Here is a 16760-nt window from a genome sequence, read left to right as displayed (position 1 = left end):
TGTCACGACTGGGTTATCAGTGCCCGTCGACCCTCTTGACAGCGTCGCACGGAGGGGTAGCTTGACGAGCCACCGGCTGTTTGTGTTCGGACATGTGGATTCACGGTGGATCTATCCTGGCCCGCGCGAACACCGATCCCCGCCACCACTCACGGCCCTTGGGCGCAGCGCACCTCTTCCACGCAGGAGGCACAATGTCCCGTCCCAGATCGCAAGCCGAGTACCTCGCCCGACTCGTACCCCCGTCCGTCGCCGGCCTGAACCGCCGCTCGCTGCTGGCCGGCGCGGCCGGCACCGGCGCGCTGCTCGGCACGGGACTGCTCGCCGGCTGCGGCGGCGCCGACTCCGACTCCGGCGCGGGCTCGAAGACGGTCTCGCTCGGCTCGAACGCTTCGGACCCGACGCCGAAGGACGTCCTCGCCAAGGTGACGGCGGGCTTCCAGAGCTCGTCCGGGATCCAGGTCGCGGTCAACACCGTCGACCACAACACGTTCCAGGAGAACATCAACAACTACCTGCAGGGCAAGCCGGACGACGTGTTCACCTGGTTCGCCGGCTACCGGATGCGGTTCTTCGCCGCCAAGGGCCTGGCCGGCGACGTCAGCGACGTCTGGGGCAAGCTCTCCGGCTACTCCGACGCCTTCAAGAAGGCCTCGACCGGTGACGACGGCAAGCAGTACTTCGTGCCCATGTCGTACTACCCGTGGGCGGTCTTCTACCGCAAGTCCGTCTGGCAGCAGCACGGCTACCAGGTGCCGAAGACCCTCGACGACCTGAACACGCTCGGCGCGCAGATGAAGAAGGACGGCCTCAACCCGATCGCCTTCGCCGACAAGGACGGCTGGCCGGCGATGGGCACCTTCGACATCCTCAACCTGCGGATCAACGGCTACCAGTTCCACGTCGACCTGATGGCCGGCAAGGAGGCGTGGACCTCCGACAAGGTGAAGAAGGTCTTCGACACCTGGGCCGGGCTGCTGCCGCTGCACCAGCCGGACGCCCTGGGCCGGACCTGGCAGGAGGCCGCCCAGTCGTTGCAGCAGAAGAAGAGCGGCATGTACCTGCTCGGTCTCTTCGTCGCCCAGCAGTTCAACAACGACGAGCAGGACGACATCGACTTCTTCACCTTCCCCGAGGTCGACTCGACCATCGGGGCCAAGGCCCTGGACGCGCCGATCGACGGCTACATGATGGCCCGCAAGCCGAAGTCCGAGGCGAACGCCAAGAAGCTGCTCGAGTACATCGGCGGCGTCGACGCCGCGAACATCACCGTGAAGAACGACCCCGGCACCCTGGTGGCCAACACCGGCGCGGACACCAGCGGCTACACCGCACTGAAGAAGAAGGCCGCGGAACTGGTCGGCTCGGCCACCGAGATCGCGCAGTTCCTCGACCGGGACACCCGGCCGGACTTCGCCTCGACCGTGATCATCCCGGCGTTGCAGCAGTTCATCAAGAACCCGAAGGACATCGGCGGACTGCTGACCAGCGTCGAGAACCAGAAGAAGTCGATCTTCACCAGCTGACGGCGAGAGGGGGAGGACATCGTGTCCGACCTGCCCCTGATCCAAGCGGATCGCGCCGTGCCGCCGCCGGCCGCGACCACCTCCACGGGTGGTCGTGGCCGCCGGCTACGGCTCCTGTCCCGCACCGACCGCGTGGTGATCACGCTGATGGTGCTCGTACCCCTGCTGCTCGTCATCGCTCTGGTCTGGCTGCCGGCCCTGGCCACCGTGCTGCTCTCCGGCACTAACTGGGACGGCATCGGGCCGGTGAGCGAGATCGACTGGGTCGGGCTGAAGAACTACGACGACGTGGTGAACATCTACCCGCCGTTCGTGCCCGCGGTGCAGAACAACCTGCTCTGGCTGGCCGCGCTCTTCGTGGTGGCGACGCCGTTCGGCATGTTCCTCGCCGTGCTGCTGGACAAGGAGCTGCGCGGGAGCCGGTTCTACCAGACCGCGCTCTACCTGCCGGTGGTGCTCTCGCTGGCCCTGATCGGGTTCGTCTGGCAGCTCATCTACAGCCGTGACCAGGGTCTGCTCAACGCCGTCCTGGGCACGAGCACCGACTGGTACGGCGATTCGAACGTCAACATCTGGGCGGTGCTCGTCGCCGCCGGCTGGCGGCACGTCGGCTACATCATGCTTCTCTACCTGGCCGGCCTGAAGGGCGTCGACCCGTCGCTGCGGGAGGCCGCAGCGGTGGACGGCTCCTCGGAGGCGAGCACCTTCTTCCGGGTGGTCTTCCCGGTGATGCGGCCGATCAACATCATCGTGCTGGTGGTGACGGTGATCGAGTCGCTGCGCGCGTTCGACCTGGTCTGGGTCATCAACAAGGGTCGCAACGGGCTCGAGCTGATCTCCGCGCTGGTCACCTCCAACGTGGTGGGCGAGGCCAGCCGGATCGGCTTCGGCTCCGCGCTGGCGACCATCATGCTGGTGGTCTCCCTGGTCTTCATCACCCTCTATCTGGCCACCGTGATGAGGGAGGACCGGCGATGAGCACCGCGACCCTGACCCGTGAGCCCGCGGCCACCGCCTCGGCGCCCCGCCGCCGGCCGCTGCGGCCCGCCCGGGTGGTCCTGCACCTCTTCCTGGCCGCGGTCGCCGTCGGCTGGCTCTTCCCGATCCTCTGGGCGGTGCTGACCTCGCTGCGCTCGTACCAGTACACCGCCAGCCACGGGTACGTCTCGTTCGGCGGTTGGACCCTCGACAACTACGTGACCGCCTGGCAGACCGCCGAGTTCGGCAAGCACTTCCTCAACTCGGTCTACATCACCGTCCCGGCCGTGCTGCTGACCCTCTTCCTGGCCTCCTGCGTGGCGTTCGTGATCGCCCGGTTCAGCTGGAAGATCAACATCGTCCTGCTCGGCCTCTTCACCGCGGCGAACCTGCTGCCGCAGCAGGCCCTGCTGATCCCGCTGTTCCGGCTCTTCACCGAGGTGCCGCTGCCGGAGTTCATGAGCGACTCGGAACTGCTGTACGACAGCTACTGGGGGCTGATCCTGGTCAACGTCGCGTTCCAGTGCGGCTTCTGCGTCTTCGTGCTGAGCAACTACATGAAGGCCCTGCCGCACGAGCTGTACGAGGCGGCGATGGTCGACGGGGCGAGCGTCTGGCGGCAGTACTGGCAGGTCACGATGCCGCTGTGCCGGCCGGCCCTGGCCGCGCTCGCCACCCTGGAGGTGACCTGGATCTACAACGAGTTCTTCTGGGCCACCGTGCTGATGCGTAGCGGGGACAAGTTCCCGGTGACCAGCTCGCTGAACAACCTGCGCGGCGAGTTCTTCACCGACAACAACCTCGTCTCGGCCGGCTCGGTGCTGGTCGCCGTCCCCACCCTGGTGATCTTCTTCCTGTTGCAGAAGCAGTTCGTCCGGGGCCTCACTCTGGGAGCCAGCAAGGGATGACCATCGTCCACCTGCGCCGCGCGCGGACCAGCCTGGTGCTCGACGCGCGCGGCCCCGGCCTGCCCCGGGTCGTGCACTGGGGCGCCGACCTGGGCCCGCTCCACGACGACGACCTGGCGGCGCTGGTCGACGCCACCATCCCCCCGGTCGTACCGAGCAGCTTCGACGCGCCCACCGTGCTGTCCCTGCTGCCCGAGGCGAGCGCCGGCTGGAGCGGGCGACCGGGTCTCGCCGGCCACCGGAACGGCCGGGACTGGTCGACAGCCTTCCGCCTCGACCGGCTCGACGTGGCCGACCCCGGCCCGGACCCGAGCCGCGTGGCGCGGGGCGGCGGCGCGGTGGGCGTACCGGGGAAGGACGGTGCGCACGACGGGCCCGGCGCCGCGCGGGTGACCGTGCGGGCCTCGGACCCGGGCGCGACGCTGTCGCTGGCCATCGAGATCAGCCTGGACCCGCACGGCCTGCTGACGGTCCGGCACCGGCTGCGCAACGACGGCGACGCCCCCTACGAGGTGCGCGAGCTGACCCCGGTGCTGCCGGTGCCGGCGGTCGCCACCGAACTGCTCGACCTGACCGGCCGCTGGTGCCGGGAACGCGCGCCGCAGCGGCACCCGTGGCCGATGGGCGCCTGGGTGCGGGAGGGCCGGCACGGGCGGACCGGGCACGACGCGACGCTGCTGCTGGTCGCCGGCACGGCCGGCTTCGGCTTCGGCCACGGCGAGATGTGGGCGGTGCACACCGCGTGGAGCGGCGACCACGTCACCGTCGCCGAACGCCGCCCCACCGGCGAGTCCACGCTGGGCGGTGGGGAACTGCTCGCCCCCGGCGAGATCGTGCTCTCCGCCGGCGAGGAGTACGCCACTCCCCTGCTCTACGCCGTCCACTCGACCACCGGGCTGGACGGGCTCAGCGACGTGCTGCACGCCCACCTGCGCGCCCGTCCCGAGCACCCGCGCTCCCCCCGGCCGGTCACCCTCAACGTCTGGGAGGCGGTCTACTTCGACCACGACCTGGACCGGCTCAAGGACCTCGCCGACCGGGCCGCCGAGGTGGGCGTGGAACGCTTCGTCCTCGACGACGGCTGGTTCCGGGGCCGCCGGCACGACCGGGCCGGCCTGGGCGACTGGTGGGTCGACGACGACGTCTGGCCGGACGGCCTGCAACCGCTCATCGACCACGTCCGCAAGCACGGGATGCAGTTCGGGCTCTGGGTCGAGCCGGAGATGGTCAACCCCGACTCCGACCTGTTCCGCGCCCACCCGGACTGGCTGCTCCAGGTGCCCGGGCGGCTGCCGCCGGAGTGGCGCCACCAGCAGGTGCTCGACCTGGCCCACCCCGACGCGTACGCCCACCTGCTGTCCCGGTTGGACGCGGTGCTCCGCGAGCACGATGGGATCGCCTACCTGAAGTGGGACCACAACCGGGACCTCACCGAGGCCGGGCACGCCGGCCGGCCCGGGGTGCACGCGCAAACCCTGGCGGTCTACCGGTTGCTGGACGAGCTGCGCGCCCGGCACCCGGGCGTGGAGATCGAGAGCTGCTCCTCCGGCGGCGCCCGGGTCGACCTGGAGATCCTGCGCCGCACCGACCGGGTGTGGGCCAGCGACTGCAACGACGCCCTGGAACGGCTGGCCATCCAGCGCTGGACCGGCCTGCTGCTCCCGCCCGAGCTGATCGGCACCCACATCGGACCGCAGCGTTCGCACACCACCCACCGGGTGCACGAGCTGGGCTTCCGGGCGGTCACCGCGCTCTTCGGCCACCACGGCATCGAGTGGGACATCAGCGGGATCACCGCGACCGAGCGGGCGGAACTCGCCGCCTGGGTGGCGCTGCACAAGCGGCTCCGCCCGCTGCTGCACGGCGGCCGGGTGGTCCGGGTCGACCACCCCGACCCGGCCGTCCAGGCGCACGGCGTGGTCGCGCACGACCGCTCCCACGCGGTGTACGCGGTCTCCCGGCTCACCACCTCCGTGGCGCAGGTGCCGGGGATGGTGCGCCTGCCGGGCCTGGACCCGTCCCGCCGCTATCTGGTCCGCCCGCCGGCCGGGGTGCCGGAACCGGCGCTGTTGCAGCTCAGCCCGCCGGGGTGGCTCGCCTCCGACGACGGGGTGACGCTGAGCGGGTCGGTGCTGGGTTCCGTGGGGCTTCAGCTGCCCGCCCTGCATCCGGAGCAGGCGCTGCTGCTGGAGGCCAGGGCGGTCGAGTGAGGGGTTCCCGACGAAGATTTTCGGAATCTTCGCCGACGGATGTCGAGAACCGGGGTGGCAGCTTCTACCGGAGGGTGGAAGCACCGAGAATCGGTGCACAGGCGTGAGGAGCGAACCGTGAAGTACATGCTGCTGATGCAGTTCAGCGCCGCCGGGACCGACTTCCCGTCGATCGACACCTGGACGCCGGAGGAGATCCAGGCGCACATCGGGTTCATGCACGAGGTCAACGCGAAGCTCACCGCCGACGGCGAGTGGGTCCAGGGAGAGGGCCTGGGCGGGCCGCAGCAGGCGCGGATCGTCCGGGCCGGCGCCGGCGGCGCGCCGGTGGTGACCGAGGGCCCGTTCGCGGAGACCAAGGAGTTCCTCGCCGGCTGGTGGATCGTCGACTGCGAGACCCCGGAGCGGGCGGTCGAGATCGCCGCGCACATCTCCACCGCGCCCGGTCCGGGCGGCCGGCCGCTGAACATGCCGATCGAGGTGCACCCGGTCATGTCGGCGCCACCGCAGGAGATCTGACGCCTGGACACGGCGGAACCAATCGTCGAGGACCTGCTGCGCGAGCTGGCGCCGCAGGTCCTCGGCGTGCTCACCCGACGGTTCGGTGACTTCGCCACCGCCGAGGACGCGGTGCAGGAGGCGCTGCTCGCCGCGGCGACGCAGTGGCCGGTCGACGGGCTGCCGGACAATCCGCGCGGCTGGCTCGTCCAGGTCGCGTACCGCCGCATGATCGAGCTGGTCCGGGCCGAGGCGGCCCGGCGCGACCGGGAGGACCGCGCCGCCCGGCGGGAGGGCGACGACCGGCGGACCGCGCCGGCCGCGGACGAGCCGCTCATCGCGGACCGGGACGACACCCTGGTCCTGCTCTTCCTCTGCTGCCACCCGTCGCTGTCGACGGCGTCGGCGATCGCGCTGACCCTGCGGGCGGTGGGCGGGCTCAGCACCGCCGAGATCGCCCGCGCCTTCCTCGTCCCCGAGGCCACCATGGCGCAGCGCGTCAGCCGTGCCAAGCAGGTCATCCGCGCCTCGGGACTGCCCTTCCGGATGCCGGACGAGGGTGAGCGGCAGGACCGGCTCGCGACGGTGCTGCACGTGCTCTACCTGATCTTCACGGAGGGGCACACCGCCAGCGGCGGTGCGGACCTGCGGCGGGTGGACCTGTCCGAGGAGGCGATCCGGCTGACCCGAGGTGTGCACGCGCTGCTGCCCGACGACAGCGAGGTGGCCGGGCTGCTCGCGCTGATGCTGCTCACCGACGCTCGGGCCGCGGCCCGGACCGGCCCGTCCGGCGAGCTGATCTCCCTCGCCGACCAGGACCGCAACCGGTGGGACCCGGCCGCGATCGCCGAGGGCACCGCGCTGGTCAGCCGGGCGATGGCGCACGGACCGGTCGGGCCGTACCAGCTCCAGGCCGCCATCGCCGCGCTGCACGACGAGGCGCCCACCGCCGCGGCGACCGACTGGGCGCAGATCCTCGCCCTCTACCAGGTGCTGGAGCGCATCTCCGCCAACCCGGTGGTCTCGCTCAACCGGGCGGTCGCGACCGCGATGGTGCACGGCCCCGCCGCCGGGCTGGCCGCCCTCGACGCGCTGGACGCCGACCCCCGGCTGGCCGGGCACCACCGGCTCGACGCGGCCCGAGCCCACCTGCACGAGATGGCCGGCGACCCGCGCCGGGCGACGGCCCACTACCGGGCCGCGGCCGCGCGGACCACGAGCCTGCCCGAGCAGCGCTACCTGACGATGCGGGCCGCCCGCCTGGCGTGCGGGACGACCGACGGTGAGCCGCCGGCCGGACAGCTGCCCTGACGCGGGTCGACCGGCGCTCCTCGAAGGACATCGCGGGCCGCCACACGGGCGATCATCCCCACCACACGATGTTGCGCCGCTCCGTCTGAACCGGTCAAGGCGGGACTGTAGGCAGCATCGGCCGTGCGGTAAGACGTCCGGCCGGGCAAGCGGACGCCAGGGTTGACCGCCCGCCGGCGGGGTATCCGGTGACGATCCGCCCGGAAGGAGGGCCACACCATGGTCAAGGTCGGTTACACCCTGATGTGCGAGCAGATCGGCCCGAAGCAGCTGGTCGACCACGCGGTACGCGCCGAGGCGGCCGGCTTCGACCAGCTCGTGATGTCCGACCACTACTACCCGTGGCTGGACTCCCAGGGCCACTCCCCGTACGCCTGGTCGGTGCTCGGGGCCGTCGCGCACGCCACCAACCGGGCCGAGCTGATGTCCTTCGTGACCTGCCCGATCCGCCGCTACCACCCCGCCGTGGTCGCGCAAAAGGCGAGCACCGTCGGTGTGCTCTCCGACGGCCGGTTCACCCTCGGCCTCGGCGCCGGGGAGAACCTCAACGAGCACGTGATCGGCGGGTGGCCGCACGTGCAGCAGCGGCACGAGATGTTCGAGGAGGCCCTGCAGATCATCCGGCCCCTGCTCAACGGCGAGACGCTGACCTTCTCCGGCAACCACTTCGACGTCCCCGACGCGTACCTCTGGGACCGGCCGGACCGCCCGGTGCCGATGGCCGTCGCCGCCTCCGGCCGGCAGTCCGCCACCCTCGCCGCCGAGTACGGCAACGGCCTCGTCGCCACCGAGCCCGACCCGCACCTCATCCAGATGTACGACGACGCGGGCGGCGCCGGCCAGCCCCGCTACGGCCAGGTGGCGATCTGCTACGGCCCGGACGAGGCCGAATGCCGCAAGCTCGTGCACGACCAGTTCCGCTGGTTCGGCATGGGCTGGAAGGTCAACGCCGACCTGCCCGGCCCCGAGTCGTTCGCCGCCGCCACCCAGTTCGTCCGCGAGGAGGACGTCGCCGAGGGCATCCCCTGCGGCCCGGACCTGGACAAGCACGTCGCGGCGTTCAAGAAGTTCGTCGACGCCGGCTTCACCCACGTGGCGATCGTGCAGGTGGGCGGCGACACCCAGCCGATGTTCCTGGACTGGGCGCAGGAGCAGCTGCTGCCGCGACTGCGCGAGCTGTGAGCCTGACGCGATCCGGGCCGGCGGGCACCGGGGCGGCAGGCTTCGGGGCGGCGGGCTTCGGGGCGGTGTCCGCGCCGGGGCGGTTCGGCGTGGCCGAGCTGCGGCTCGCGCTGGCGGCGCCCCGGCCCGCCGCCGGCCTGACCAGCGAGTTCCGGCTCGTCGACGGCCTGCGGACGCACACCCGGCGGTCGGCCGACCCGGGCGCCGGCGTGCCGCCCGTGGTGCTGGTGCACGGCCTCGCCGTCTCGCACCGCTACCTCACCCCGCTGGCGCTGACCCTGTCGGCCACCCATCCGGTGTACGTCCCGGACCTGCCCGGCTTCGGGCTGACCGAGCGCCCCGGCACGGCGTACGACGTGTCCCGGCACGCCGCGCACCTGGCCGCCTGGCTCGCCGCGTACCGGCTGGGCCCGGTCTGCCTGCTCGGGCACTCCTTCGGGGCCGAGGTCGCCGCCCGGCTCGCCGCCGACCGGCCCGACCTGGTCCACGCCCTGGTGCTGGCCGGCCCGACCAGCGATCCGGCGGCCCGGTCCCGGCTCGGGCAGTTCGGCCGGTGGCTGGTGGACACCCTGCGGGAGGCCCCGTTGCAGGCCCCGATCCTGCTCCGGGACGTCCGGGACGCCCGCCCGTGGCGGGTGTACGCCTCCCTGACCCACTCGGTGCGCAACGCGATCGAGGCGGACCTGGTCCAGGTCACCGCCCCCACCCTGGTGGTGTTCGGCGACCGGGATCCGGTCGTCCCGCCGGCCTGGCGGCGGCAGGTCGCCCGGCTCGTCCCCGCCGCCCGTACGGTCACCGTGCCGGCCGCCGCGCACAACGTCGCCACCACCGCCCCGGCGCAGGTCGCCGACGCGATCCGCGCCCTGCTGACGCCCGCACCGGGAGGCTGAGTCCATGCGTATCGGCAACACGGAGATCCGTCCCCTGGGCGGCGGCCTCGGCTGCCTCCTGATGATCCTCTTCTCGATCGTCGCCTCGGTCGTGCTGACCGTCCTGCTCAACCTGCTGCTCTGAACCACGGCCCCGCCCCGGCCGGGACCCAGCGTGGGTGAGGAGGCGACGACCCGGATGAACCTGCTGACCGTCCTGCCGTTGGCGCTGGTCATGGTCGCCGGACCCCAACTGATCAGCGCCGTTTTCCTGGCCGCCGGCCGGCAACCGCGCCGCAGCTCGGTGGCGTACCTGTCGGGGGCGGCGCTGAGCCTCCTCGTCGCGCTGACCGTCTGGTACGTCGTCTTCCGCCGGGTGAAGCGCAGCGTCGGCGGCGACCAGGAGGGCAGCGGCCGGCGCCTCGTCGACTGGATCGTCCTGGCACTGCTGCTGGTGCTGCTGGTGATCGTCTTCCTCCGCCGGCATCGTGACCAGACGCCGGCGTGGATGACAAAGCTGGAGGACCCGGGGCCGCGGTTCGCGTTCGGGCTGGGTCTCCTGCTCCTCGCCGCGACCCCGAGCAACGAGGTCATCATGGCCTCCGTCGCGGGCAGCCTGGCCGGGCACGACCGGCCCTGGTGGCACCTGCTCCCCTTTCTGGTGCTGACCCTGCTCCTGCTGGCCCTGCCCCTGCTGGCACTGCTGCTCCTCGGCCACCGCGCGAGGGCGGCCCTGCCGAGGGTGCGCGACTGGGCGAACGCACACTCCTGGGTGGTCAGCGGACTCGTCACGCTGGTCTTCGTCGCGATCGTGACCGCGGACCTGGCGAGGTGACCACCCCCGCCGGAAGCCGACGGCGGTCAGCGCCTCGCAAGAGGTGAGCCGGACCGGGTCGAGCACCGTCGTCGGTCGGGGCAACGGCCGCCATCCCGCTCAGCCGGGCGCCAGCTCCAGCTCGGCGACCACCGGGTAGTGGTCGGAGGCCCGATCGGTCTCCCCGTCGCGGACCACCCGGACCTGGCGGGTCAGCGCGGCCACCGCCGGGGTGGCGAGCAGATAGTCCAGGCGCATCGCGGCGAACTCGGCCCCGCCGTGCCGGGTCGGCACGGTCTGCCCGTCCGGCTCCGCGCCGCCGACGTGCGGCCAGAGGTCGACCAGGCCGGCCGCGAGCAGTCGGGACACCGCGCGGGTGTCGACGGTACGGCCGTCGCGGCGCAGATGCCGACGGCGGTAGCGGTCGGGCAGGCCGGCGAGCCGCTCGGTGTGGTCGACGGTCGGGTCGAGGGTGTTCAGGTCGCCCGCGACCAGGGTGAACGGGCCGTCGGCACGCCGCACCGCCGCCGCCAGCCAGTCGGCCTCCATCCGCCGCCGCCCACCGGAGTACGGATCGAGGTGGGTGCTGAGCACGGTCAAGGGTCCGGCCGAGGTGGCGACCACGGCCTTCGCGGCGGCGTGGTGGAACGGCCGGCGGACCCGGCCCGACGTCAACACCCGCAGCGGCGGGCGGACCAGCACCGCGACCGGCTGCCCGAGACATGAGCGGGCCAGGTGGGGCGCCATGCCCAGCCGGTCCGCCACGTCGGCCAGCAGCCCACCCCGGTCGAAGTCGCGCAGCTCCTGAAGGGCCAGCACGTCGGGCCGCTGCGCGGTGACGACCGCGACGATCCGGTCCAGTCGGTCGTCCCCGCCGCGGTCCCGGCCGCCGGTCCGGATGTTCCAGGTCATCACCCGCAGCATGGGCGCCGGTCAGTCCTCCCGGCCGGCCTTGGCCAGCTCGTCGTCCAGCTCGCGCACCTGCTCGGACCTGATGGCCGGCTGGTTGCCCCGGTGCACGTCGGCGTTGGGCCGCACCACCCAGTAGAGCAGGCCGATCCAGAGCGCGCCGAGCAGGATCGCGCCCATGAAGTCGGTCGGGTGATGCATGCCCCGGTACATCCGGGAGGTGGCCACCCCGACCGGCATGATCACGGCCAGCGCCACGAAGAGCCAGCGCCACCAGCGGTCGGTACGGGCGAACACGATGATCGCCATCGCGCTCCACAGGCAGATCGTCGCGGCGATGTGGCCGGACGGGAAGGACGAGGTCGGCAGGTGGCCGTCCAGGTTCTCCACCGCCGGGCGGGGCCGCTGCACCACCCGGGCCGAGGCGAGGAAGAGGCTCAGCTCGCCGAACATCGCCAGCACCACGAAGAGCACCGGACGCCAGCGCTTCCAGACCGCCAGCACGAGCGGGCAGAAGACCAGCGACACCAGCAGGATCGCGTGGGTGTCACCGAACTTGCTCCACCACCAGCTCAACCCGGTCAGCGAATCGGTACGCCGCGCGGCGAACCACTGCGGCACCACGGTGTCCAGGGTGTCGAAGAACGTGCCCTTGGCGTGATAGCTGACGAACATGCCGAAGGCGTACAGGGCGCCGAACACGATCACCCAGCCGACCAGCAGCTCGGCGACGGCGGAGCGGGGGTGCTCCAGCACGTGCTCCTCGGCCGGCGCGGGGCTGATCTCCTCGCCCGCCTCCGGCTCCAGGCCCTCGGTCAGCGGCGGCACCGGCCGGCCCCGCTCGCGGCGCCACAGCCGGAAGGCGTACGCGGTGACGCCCAGCCACAGCGCGCCGAGCAGCCAGCCGGCGATCACGTCGGAGACGAAGTGCACGCCCAGCGCGATCCGGGTCAGCCCGATCAGCGCCACCAGCACCGCGCCGAGCGCGACGGCGGGCTTGCGCCAGCGGGGCGACATGGCCGGCAGGAACACCAGCAGCAGCGCCCCGTACGCGACGAAGGAGCCGAGCGCGTGCCCACTGGGGAAGCTGTTGCCCGGCGCGTGGGTGATCGGCACGTCGACCACCGGCCGGAGCCGACCGACCAGCGCCTTCAGCGACGGGTCGAGGATCAGGCCACCGACCCCAGTGATGATCAGGTAGACCGCCAGCCGGGACTGCCGGCGGATCAGCAGGCCGACCACGGCGATGGTGACCAGCCAGATGAGCACCGGACGGCCACCGAGGTCGGTGACCGCCTGGAGCACGGTGACCAGGGCGTGGTGCGGCGCGACGAGACCGTTGAACCACTCGGCCGCCTCGTGGTCGGCGTGGTACAGGGGGCCCCACTTGAACCGGACGAGCATCAGCAGCACGCCGAACCCGGCACCGGCGCCGACGACGGCCAGCAGCCCCGCGACGCTCCGCTCCGCGAAATGCCCCAGCGGCCGTCGCATCGTCTCCTTGACCGCGGTCACCCCGCACCTCCCTTGTCCTCTGCGAGGCGCGCAGTACCCGATTCGCGCACCGGATACACGCGGCCCGCGGCGCGTCCGGGTCAGAGCGAGGTCATTTCCCCCGTGTCGAGGACTTCCTCGCGTTCGGCCTCCGGTTCCCACAGGTCCGGCTGCGCCGGCTCCGCCACGCCGATCCGCATCGCCTCGAGCTGGGCGGCGAAGGCCAGCCCGCCGAAGAGCGCCATCCCGGTGAGGTTGGCCCAGAGCAGCAGGGCCATCATCCCGGTCAGCGCGCCGTAGGTCTGCCCGAAGCCGCCGCTGAGCTTGACGTACGCGGCCAGCAGCAGGCTGGCCAGCCACCACAGCACGGTGGCGATGCCGGCACCGAAGAAGAGCCAGGACAGGCCGGGCTGGTTGCGTCGGGGCGCGTGCCGGAAGAGCACCGCCACGGCGACCACGGTGAGCCCCAGGCTCAGCGGCCAGCGGACCACGTCCCAGGCGGCGTTGGCGAGGCCGCCCCACTCGTAGTGCCGCTGCACCGAGTCGCCCATCGCCCGGCCACCGACCAGGATCAGGAAGCCGATCAGTGCCGGCACGCCGGCGGTCACCGCGAGGATCGCGGCCCGGACGTACTTGGCCAGCGCCGGACGGTCCCGCTCGACCCCGTAGATCCGGTTGGCGCCGCGCTCGATCTGGGCCATGGTCGTGGTGAGCGCGACGAGGCCGGTCAGCAGGCCGAGAGTCAGCGCCAGCTCGCCGGCGCGTTCGGTCCGCTCGCTGTCGCCGAGCAGGTCCTGCACGACCGACTCGCTCTGCCCGGGGGTGAGCGCGAGCACGGTGTCGGCGACGACCTTGCCCCCCTCGTCGGCGCCCAGGTCGGTGATCAGACCGGTGAGCGCGATCAGGAAGGGTACCACGGCCAGGCAGAACTGGAGCGCGAACGCTCGGGAGTGGCTGAACCCGTCGCCGTAGCGGAACCGGATGAAGGCGTCCCGCAGCAGGCGCCAGCCGCCGTGGCGGCGCAGCGTGTGCCAGGCGTCGTCGGCCGACAGCTCCTCCTGGGCCATCAGCCGGGTCTCCGGCACCATCCGGGTGCTACTCACGTCGGGCCTCCTCGACCAGGCGCTCACCGCGCTCGGCCGCCGCGTCGGCGTCCACCGACAGGTCGGGGTGCTGCGCGGGACGCGGCACGCAGAGCCAGAGCGACTCCGGTTTGATCTCGGCCTTGAGCGACCGGCCCGGCTCGATCAGGTCTCCGTCGAGCTGCCGGGGCTGGGCCCGGTTGCTGGTGATCTCGACCTTGCGGCCCCTGAGGACCTCCATCCGGGGCACGCTGCCCCGGCGGCGCACCAGGGCCCAGCCCATCGCCAGCCAGTGCCCGAGCGTGCGGGGGGTGAGCACGGCGACGTCGAGCCAGCCGTCGTCCGGCTCGGCGTCGGTGAGCAGCCGTACGCCGCCCTGGAGGCGGCCGACGTTGGCGACCAGCACGGAACGGGCCCGGCGGCGCAGCGGCGGCCGGTCGTCGATCCGGATGGAGACCCGCATCGGCCGGTCCCGCAGGTGCTTCGCGGCCCCCACGATGTACGCCGGCCAGCCGATCCGCGCCTTCGTAGTCTCGGAGGTGGAGTCGAGCATCTGGGCGTCGAAGCCCATCCCGGCCATCACGGCGAAGCACTGGTCGTCGACGACGCCGACGTCCAGCCGGCGGCGTCCGCGTTCGACGGCGATCTGCAGGCCGGCGGCCAGGTCGTTGGAGAGGCCCAGGTTGGCGGCGAGCAGGTTGCCGGTGCCCAGGGGCAGCACGGCGAGCGCGACGTCCGTGCCGGCCAGCGCGGTGACGCAGGCCATCACCGTGCCGTCCCCGCCGCAGGCGAAGACGACCTGGGCGCCCGCCCGCACGGCCTGCTCGGTCTGGCCGCGCCCCGGGTCCTCGACGGTGGTCTCGTACCAGGTCGGCGCCGGCCAGCCGGCGGCGGTGAGGGCGCCGTCCACGGTGCGGCGGAACTCGTCCAGATCGGCCACCTTGACCGGGTTGACCACCACGGCCGAGCGCAGCCCGGCGTCAGCTGCCGTCGGCTTGTCCTGTCCGCTGTCCACGGCGTCAGTGTGCAGCAACTCCGGTCGGGCGGCGACTCGGCCGACGGTGATGGTGCGCGCACGGCGGAAAGGTTTCAGAATCGGTCACCGTGGCCGCTCGCGCCGGGTGGTGCGCTCGGCGGCCTCGGTCACAAGCGGTCGCGAGATCGTGGGCCGCTGGTGGTGCCGAGCCAGCGGGTCGCCCCTCGCTCCACTCAGCGGCGCTCGCCGGGTGGAACCGCTCGGCGTCCTCGGGCGTCAGGCCGCCGTCCGCAGTGCCGTCTCCACCCGCCGGCGCAGGTCGTCGAGGTCGACACCCGCCTCGGTGAGGACGAGCGCGGCCAGCCCCTGCCCCTCGCGGAGCAGGCCGAGCAGGATGTGCTCGGTGCCGATGTGGTGGTGCCGCAGCCGGATCGCCTCCCGCAGCGACAGCTCCAGCACCTTCTTGGACCGGGGTGAGAACGGACCGCCGGCGTACCGGCGGCGACCCCAGCGGCGACGCGGGGCGGGCACCGCCTCGCGCAGCGCGTCGGGGCCGAAGGACTCCTCGATCCGGGCCACGATGGCGGCCAGGTCGATGCCGATCTCCCGCAGCGCGGCCGCGTCGGCGTCACCGAGCCCGACGCCACCGCGCGCCACGTGCCGCCGGACGGCGGCCCGCAGGTCGTCGGCCCGGACACCGAGGTCGGTGAGGACCCGCACGGCGAGGTTGCCGTCGTCGGCGAGGACGCCGAGCAGCAGGTGCTCGGTGCCGACCGGTCGCTGCCCCTCGGCCCGGGCCTCGTCGCGGGCGCGCCGCACGACCTCCCGGGCGCGGTCGGTGAACCGTTCGAACATCACGCCTCCCAGCTGCCTCGGACCGCCGGCCGCCCGGCGTGCTTCTTGTGGACCGCCTGCCGGCTGACCTCGAGCGCGTCGGCGATCTCCTGCCAGGACCAGCCCTGTCGACGGGCGTTGTCCACCTGGACCACCTCCAGCCGTTCGAGCAGCCGGCGCAGGGCGAGCACGGCCCGGAGCCCGACCTTGGGGTCGGTGCTGCCGGCGGCCGCCGCGAGTTCCGTTGCCTGACTCATGGTGTCAACTTACGTTGACGCCGCAACCCTGTCAACCGTGGTTGACAGGGTTCTTCGCCGGGCGCGCACCGACACGCGTCGGACACCCCGCCCGCGACCTGCGGCGGTGCTAACGTCCGCTGGTGTTCCGTCGCCGCTTTCTGGACCGACCCGTCGAGGCGGCCCGCCGGCTGACCGTCGGCCACGTCACGCTGGAGATCGTCGCCGGCAGCGTCGTCGGGCACCGCTACCCGGAGAACTTCGACGTGCTGCACGTCGACCCCGAGCTGCCGATCGCCGCGGTGGCCGACGGGATGGGCGCCGGCGAGGGCAGCCGGGTCGCCGGCCGCACTGCGATGGACACCCTGACCGAACGGCTCCGCGAGAGCTGGCCCACCGTCGGGCCGCGCGAGCTGCGCGCCGCGACGGCCGCGGCGCAGACCCGGGTACGCCAGGCCGGCGCCGGCCTGGCCGAGCTGACCGGCTGCACGATCACCGCCCTGGTCGCCGAGCCGGACGGCGAGCAGGCCTGGATCGTCCAGCTCGGCGACTCGCGGGCGTACCGGTTGCACGGCGGGCTCCTGGAGCTGCTCACCGTCGACCACACGATGGCCTGGCTGGGCGTGCTGCACGGCTGGTGGCCGGCGACGTCCCCGGAGGCGGCCCGCGCCCGCTACCAGCTCCTGCGCTACGTCGGCCACCCCGACCGGCCGGACCCGGACCTGCTCGCCGTCCCACTGCGCCCCGGCGACACCTGGCTGCTCTGCACCGACGGGGTGAGCGACCAGCTCGACTACCACCGCCTCCGCGACCTGCTGGCCGACCGGGACCCGGCGCGGGCCGCCCGCGCCCTGCTCGCCGCCACCCTGGCGGCCGGCGGCGACGACAACGCCACCGCCGTGGTCGTCCGGGTCCACCCGGCGATCCCCACCC

General features: G+C 72.7%; 16 protein-coding genes. 10 read left to right on the top strand and 6 right to left on the bottom strand.

Features of this window, described 5'->3' with window-relative positions; all coding sequences use genetic code 11:
• Positions 1–194 precede the first annotated feature (194 nt).
• The 9 genes from DKT69_RS12935 (at position 195) to DKT69_RS12895 (ending at position 10317) form a co-directional block, all read left to right on the top strand.
• On the top strand, positions 195–1526 hold the full coding sequence (locus DKT69_RS12935; protein WP_109801819.1) for an ABC transporter substrate-binding protein: 1332 nt from the start codon (positions 195–197) through the stop codon (positions 1524–1526).
• 21 nt (positions 1527–1547) lie between these two features.
• On the top strand, positions 1548–2504 hold the full coding sequence (locus DKT69_RS12930) for a carbohydrate ABC transporter permease (protein WP_109801818.1): 957 nt from the start codon (positions 1548–1550) through the stop codon (positions 2502–2504).
• Positions 2501–3412 carry a carbohydrate ABC transporter permease gene (locus DKT69_RS12925; RefSeq protein ID WP_109801817.1) on the top strand — a complete coding sequence of 304 codons (912 nt, stop codon included), beginning with the start codon at positions 2501–2503 and terminating at the stop codon, positions 3410–3412. Before DKT69_RS12930 ends, DKT69_RS12925 begins: the two co-directional genes overlap by 4 nt.
• Positions 3409–5622 (top strand): alpha-galactosidase, encoded by a 2214-nt coding sequence (locus DKT69_RS12920; protein WP_109801816.1) that lies wholly within the window; start codon positions 3409–3411, stop codon positions 5620–5622. The genes DKT69_RS12925 and DKT69_RS12920 overlap by 4 nt, the downstream gene beginning before the upstream one ends.
• 126 nt (positions 5623–5748) lie before the next feature.
• Positions 5749–6141, top strand: coding sequence for a YciI family protein (locus DKT69_RS12915; RefSeq protein ID WP_201749642.1), 393 nt, complete (start codon positions 5749–5751; stop codon positions 6139–6141).
• Positions 6142–6207: 66 nt separating this feature from the next.
• On the top strand, positions 6208–7431 hold the full coding sequence (locus DKT69_RS12910) for an RNA polymerase sigma factor (RefSeq protein WP_438361830.1): 1224 nt from the start codon (positions 6208–6210) through the stop codon (positions 7429–7431).
• A gap of 219 nt (positions 7432–7650) precedes the next feature.
• The gene (locus DKT69_RS12905) at positions 7651–8613 is read left to right on the top strand and encodes a TIGR03557 family F420-dependent LLM class oxidoreductase (RefSeq protein ID WP_109801813.1); all 963 of its coding nucleotides are present in this window, start codon (positions 7651–7653) and stop codon (positions 8611–8613) included.
• A complete protein-coding gene (locus DKT69_RS12900) occupies positions 8610–9503 on the top strand; it encodes an alpha/beta fold hydrolase (protein ID WP_236647823.1) in 894 nt (297 codons plus the stop codon). Before DKT69_RS12905 ends, DKT69_RS12900 begins: the two co-directional genes overlap by 4 nt.
• Positions 9504–9657: 154 nt before the next feature.
• Positions 9658–10317 (top strand): GAP family protein, encoded by a 660-nt coding sequence (locus DKT69_RS12895; protein WP_236647816.1) that lies wholly within the window; start codon positions 9658–9660, stop codon positions 10315–10317.
• A gap of 99 nt (positions 10318–10416) precedes the next feature.
• Here the strand turns inward: DKT69_RS12895 and DKT69_RS12890 are convergent, their stop codons facing one another.
• From DKT69_RS12890 to DKT69_RS12865, 6 genes are all read right to left on the bottom strand, one after another.
• Positions 10417–11220: an endonuclease/exonuclease/phosphatase family protein gene (locus DKT69_RS12890; protein ID WP_109801811.1), complete on the bottom strand. Its 804-nt coding sequence runs from the start codon at positions 11218–11220 to the stop codon at positions 10417–10419.
• A gap of 9 nt (positions 11221–11229) precedes the next feature.
• Positions 11230–12720: a phosphatase PAP2 family protein gene (locus DKT69_RS12885; protein ID WP_109801810.1), complete on the bottom strand. Its 1491-nt coding sequence runs from the start codon at positions 12718–12720 to the stop codon at positions 11230–11232.
• A gap of 80 nt (positions 12721–12800) precedes the next feature.
• On the bottom strand, positions 12801–13802 hold the full coding sequence (locus DKT69_RS12880) for a YihY/virulence factor BrkB family protein (protein ID WP_109801809.1): 1002 nt from the start codon (positions 13800–13802) through the stop codon (positions 12801–12803).
• Complete coding sequence (locus DKT69_RS12875) at positions 13795–14796, bottom strand: diacylglycerol/lipid kinase family protein (RefSeq protein ID WP_109801829.1); 1002 nt, start codon at positions 14794–14796, stop codon at positions 13795–13797. Before DKT69_RS12875 ends, DKT69_RS12880 begins: the two co-directional genes overlap by 8 nt.
• 237 nt (positions 14797–15033) lie before the next feature.
• The gene (locus DKT69_RS12870) at positions 15034–15612 is read right to left on the bottom strand and encodes a Clp protease N-terminal domain-containing protein (RefSeq protein WP_109801808.1); all 579 of its coding nucleotides are present in this window, start codon (positions 15610–15612) and stop codon (positions 15034–15036) included.
• Positions 15612–15848 (bottom strand): HTH domain-containing protein, encoded by a 237-nt coding sequence (locus DKT69_RS12865; RefSeq protein ID WP_089010418.1) that lies wholly within the window; start codon positions 15846–15848, stop codon positions 15612–15614. Before DKT69_RS12865 ends, DKT69_RS12870 begins: the two co-directional genes overlap by 1 nt.
• A gap of 122 nt (positions 15849–15970) precedes the next feature.
• On the opposite strand from DKT69_RS12865, the gene DKT69_RS12860 reads away from it, so the two are divergent.
• Positions 15971–16760 (top strand): PP2C family protein-serine/threonine phosphatase (locus DKT69_RS12860; RefSeq protein WP_109801807.1); only part of this gene is annotated, 790 nt, incomplete at its 3' end.

It is taken from the genome of Micromonospora sicca, assembly GCF_003172935.1.
GTDB lineage: Bacteria > Actinomycetota > Actinomycetes > Mycobacteriales > Micromonosporaceae > Micromonospora > Micromonospora sicca.
The sequence above is the reverse complement of the archived record's forward strand: the minus strand, read 5'-3'. Positions and strand labels throughout refer to the sequence as shown.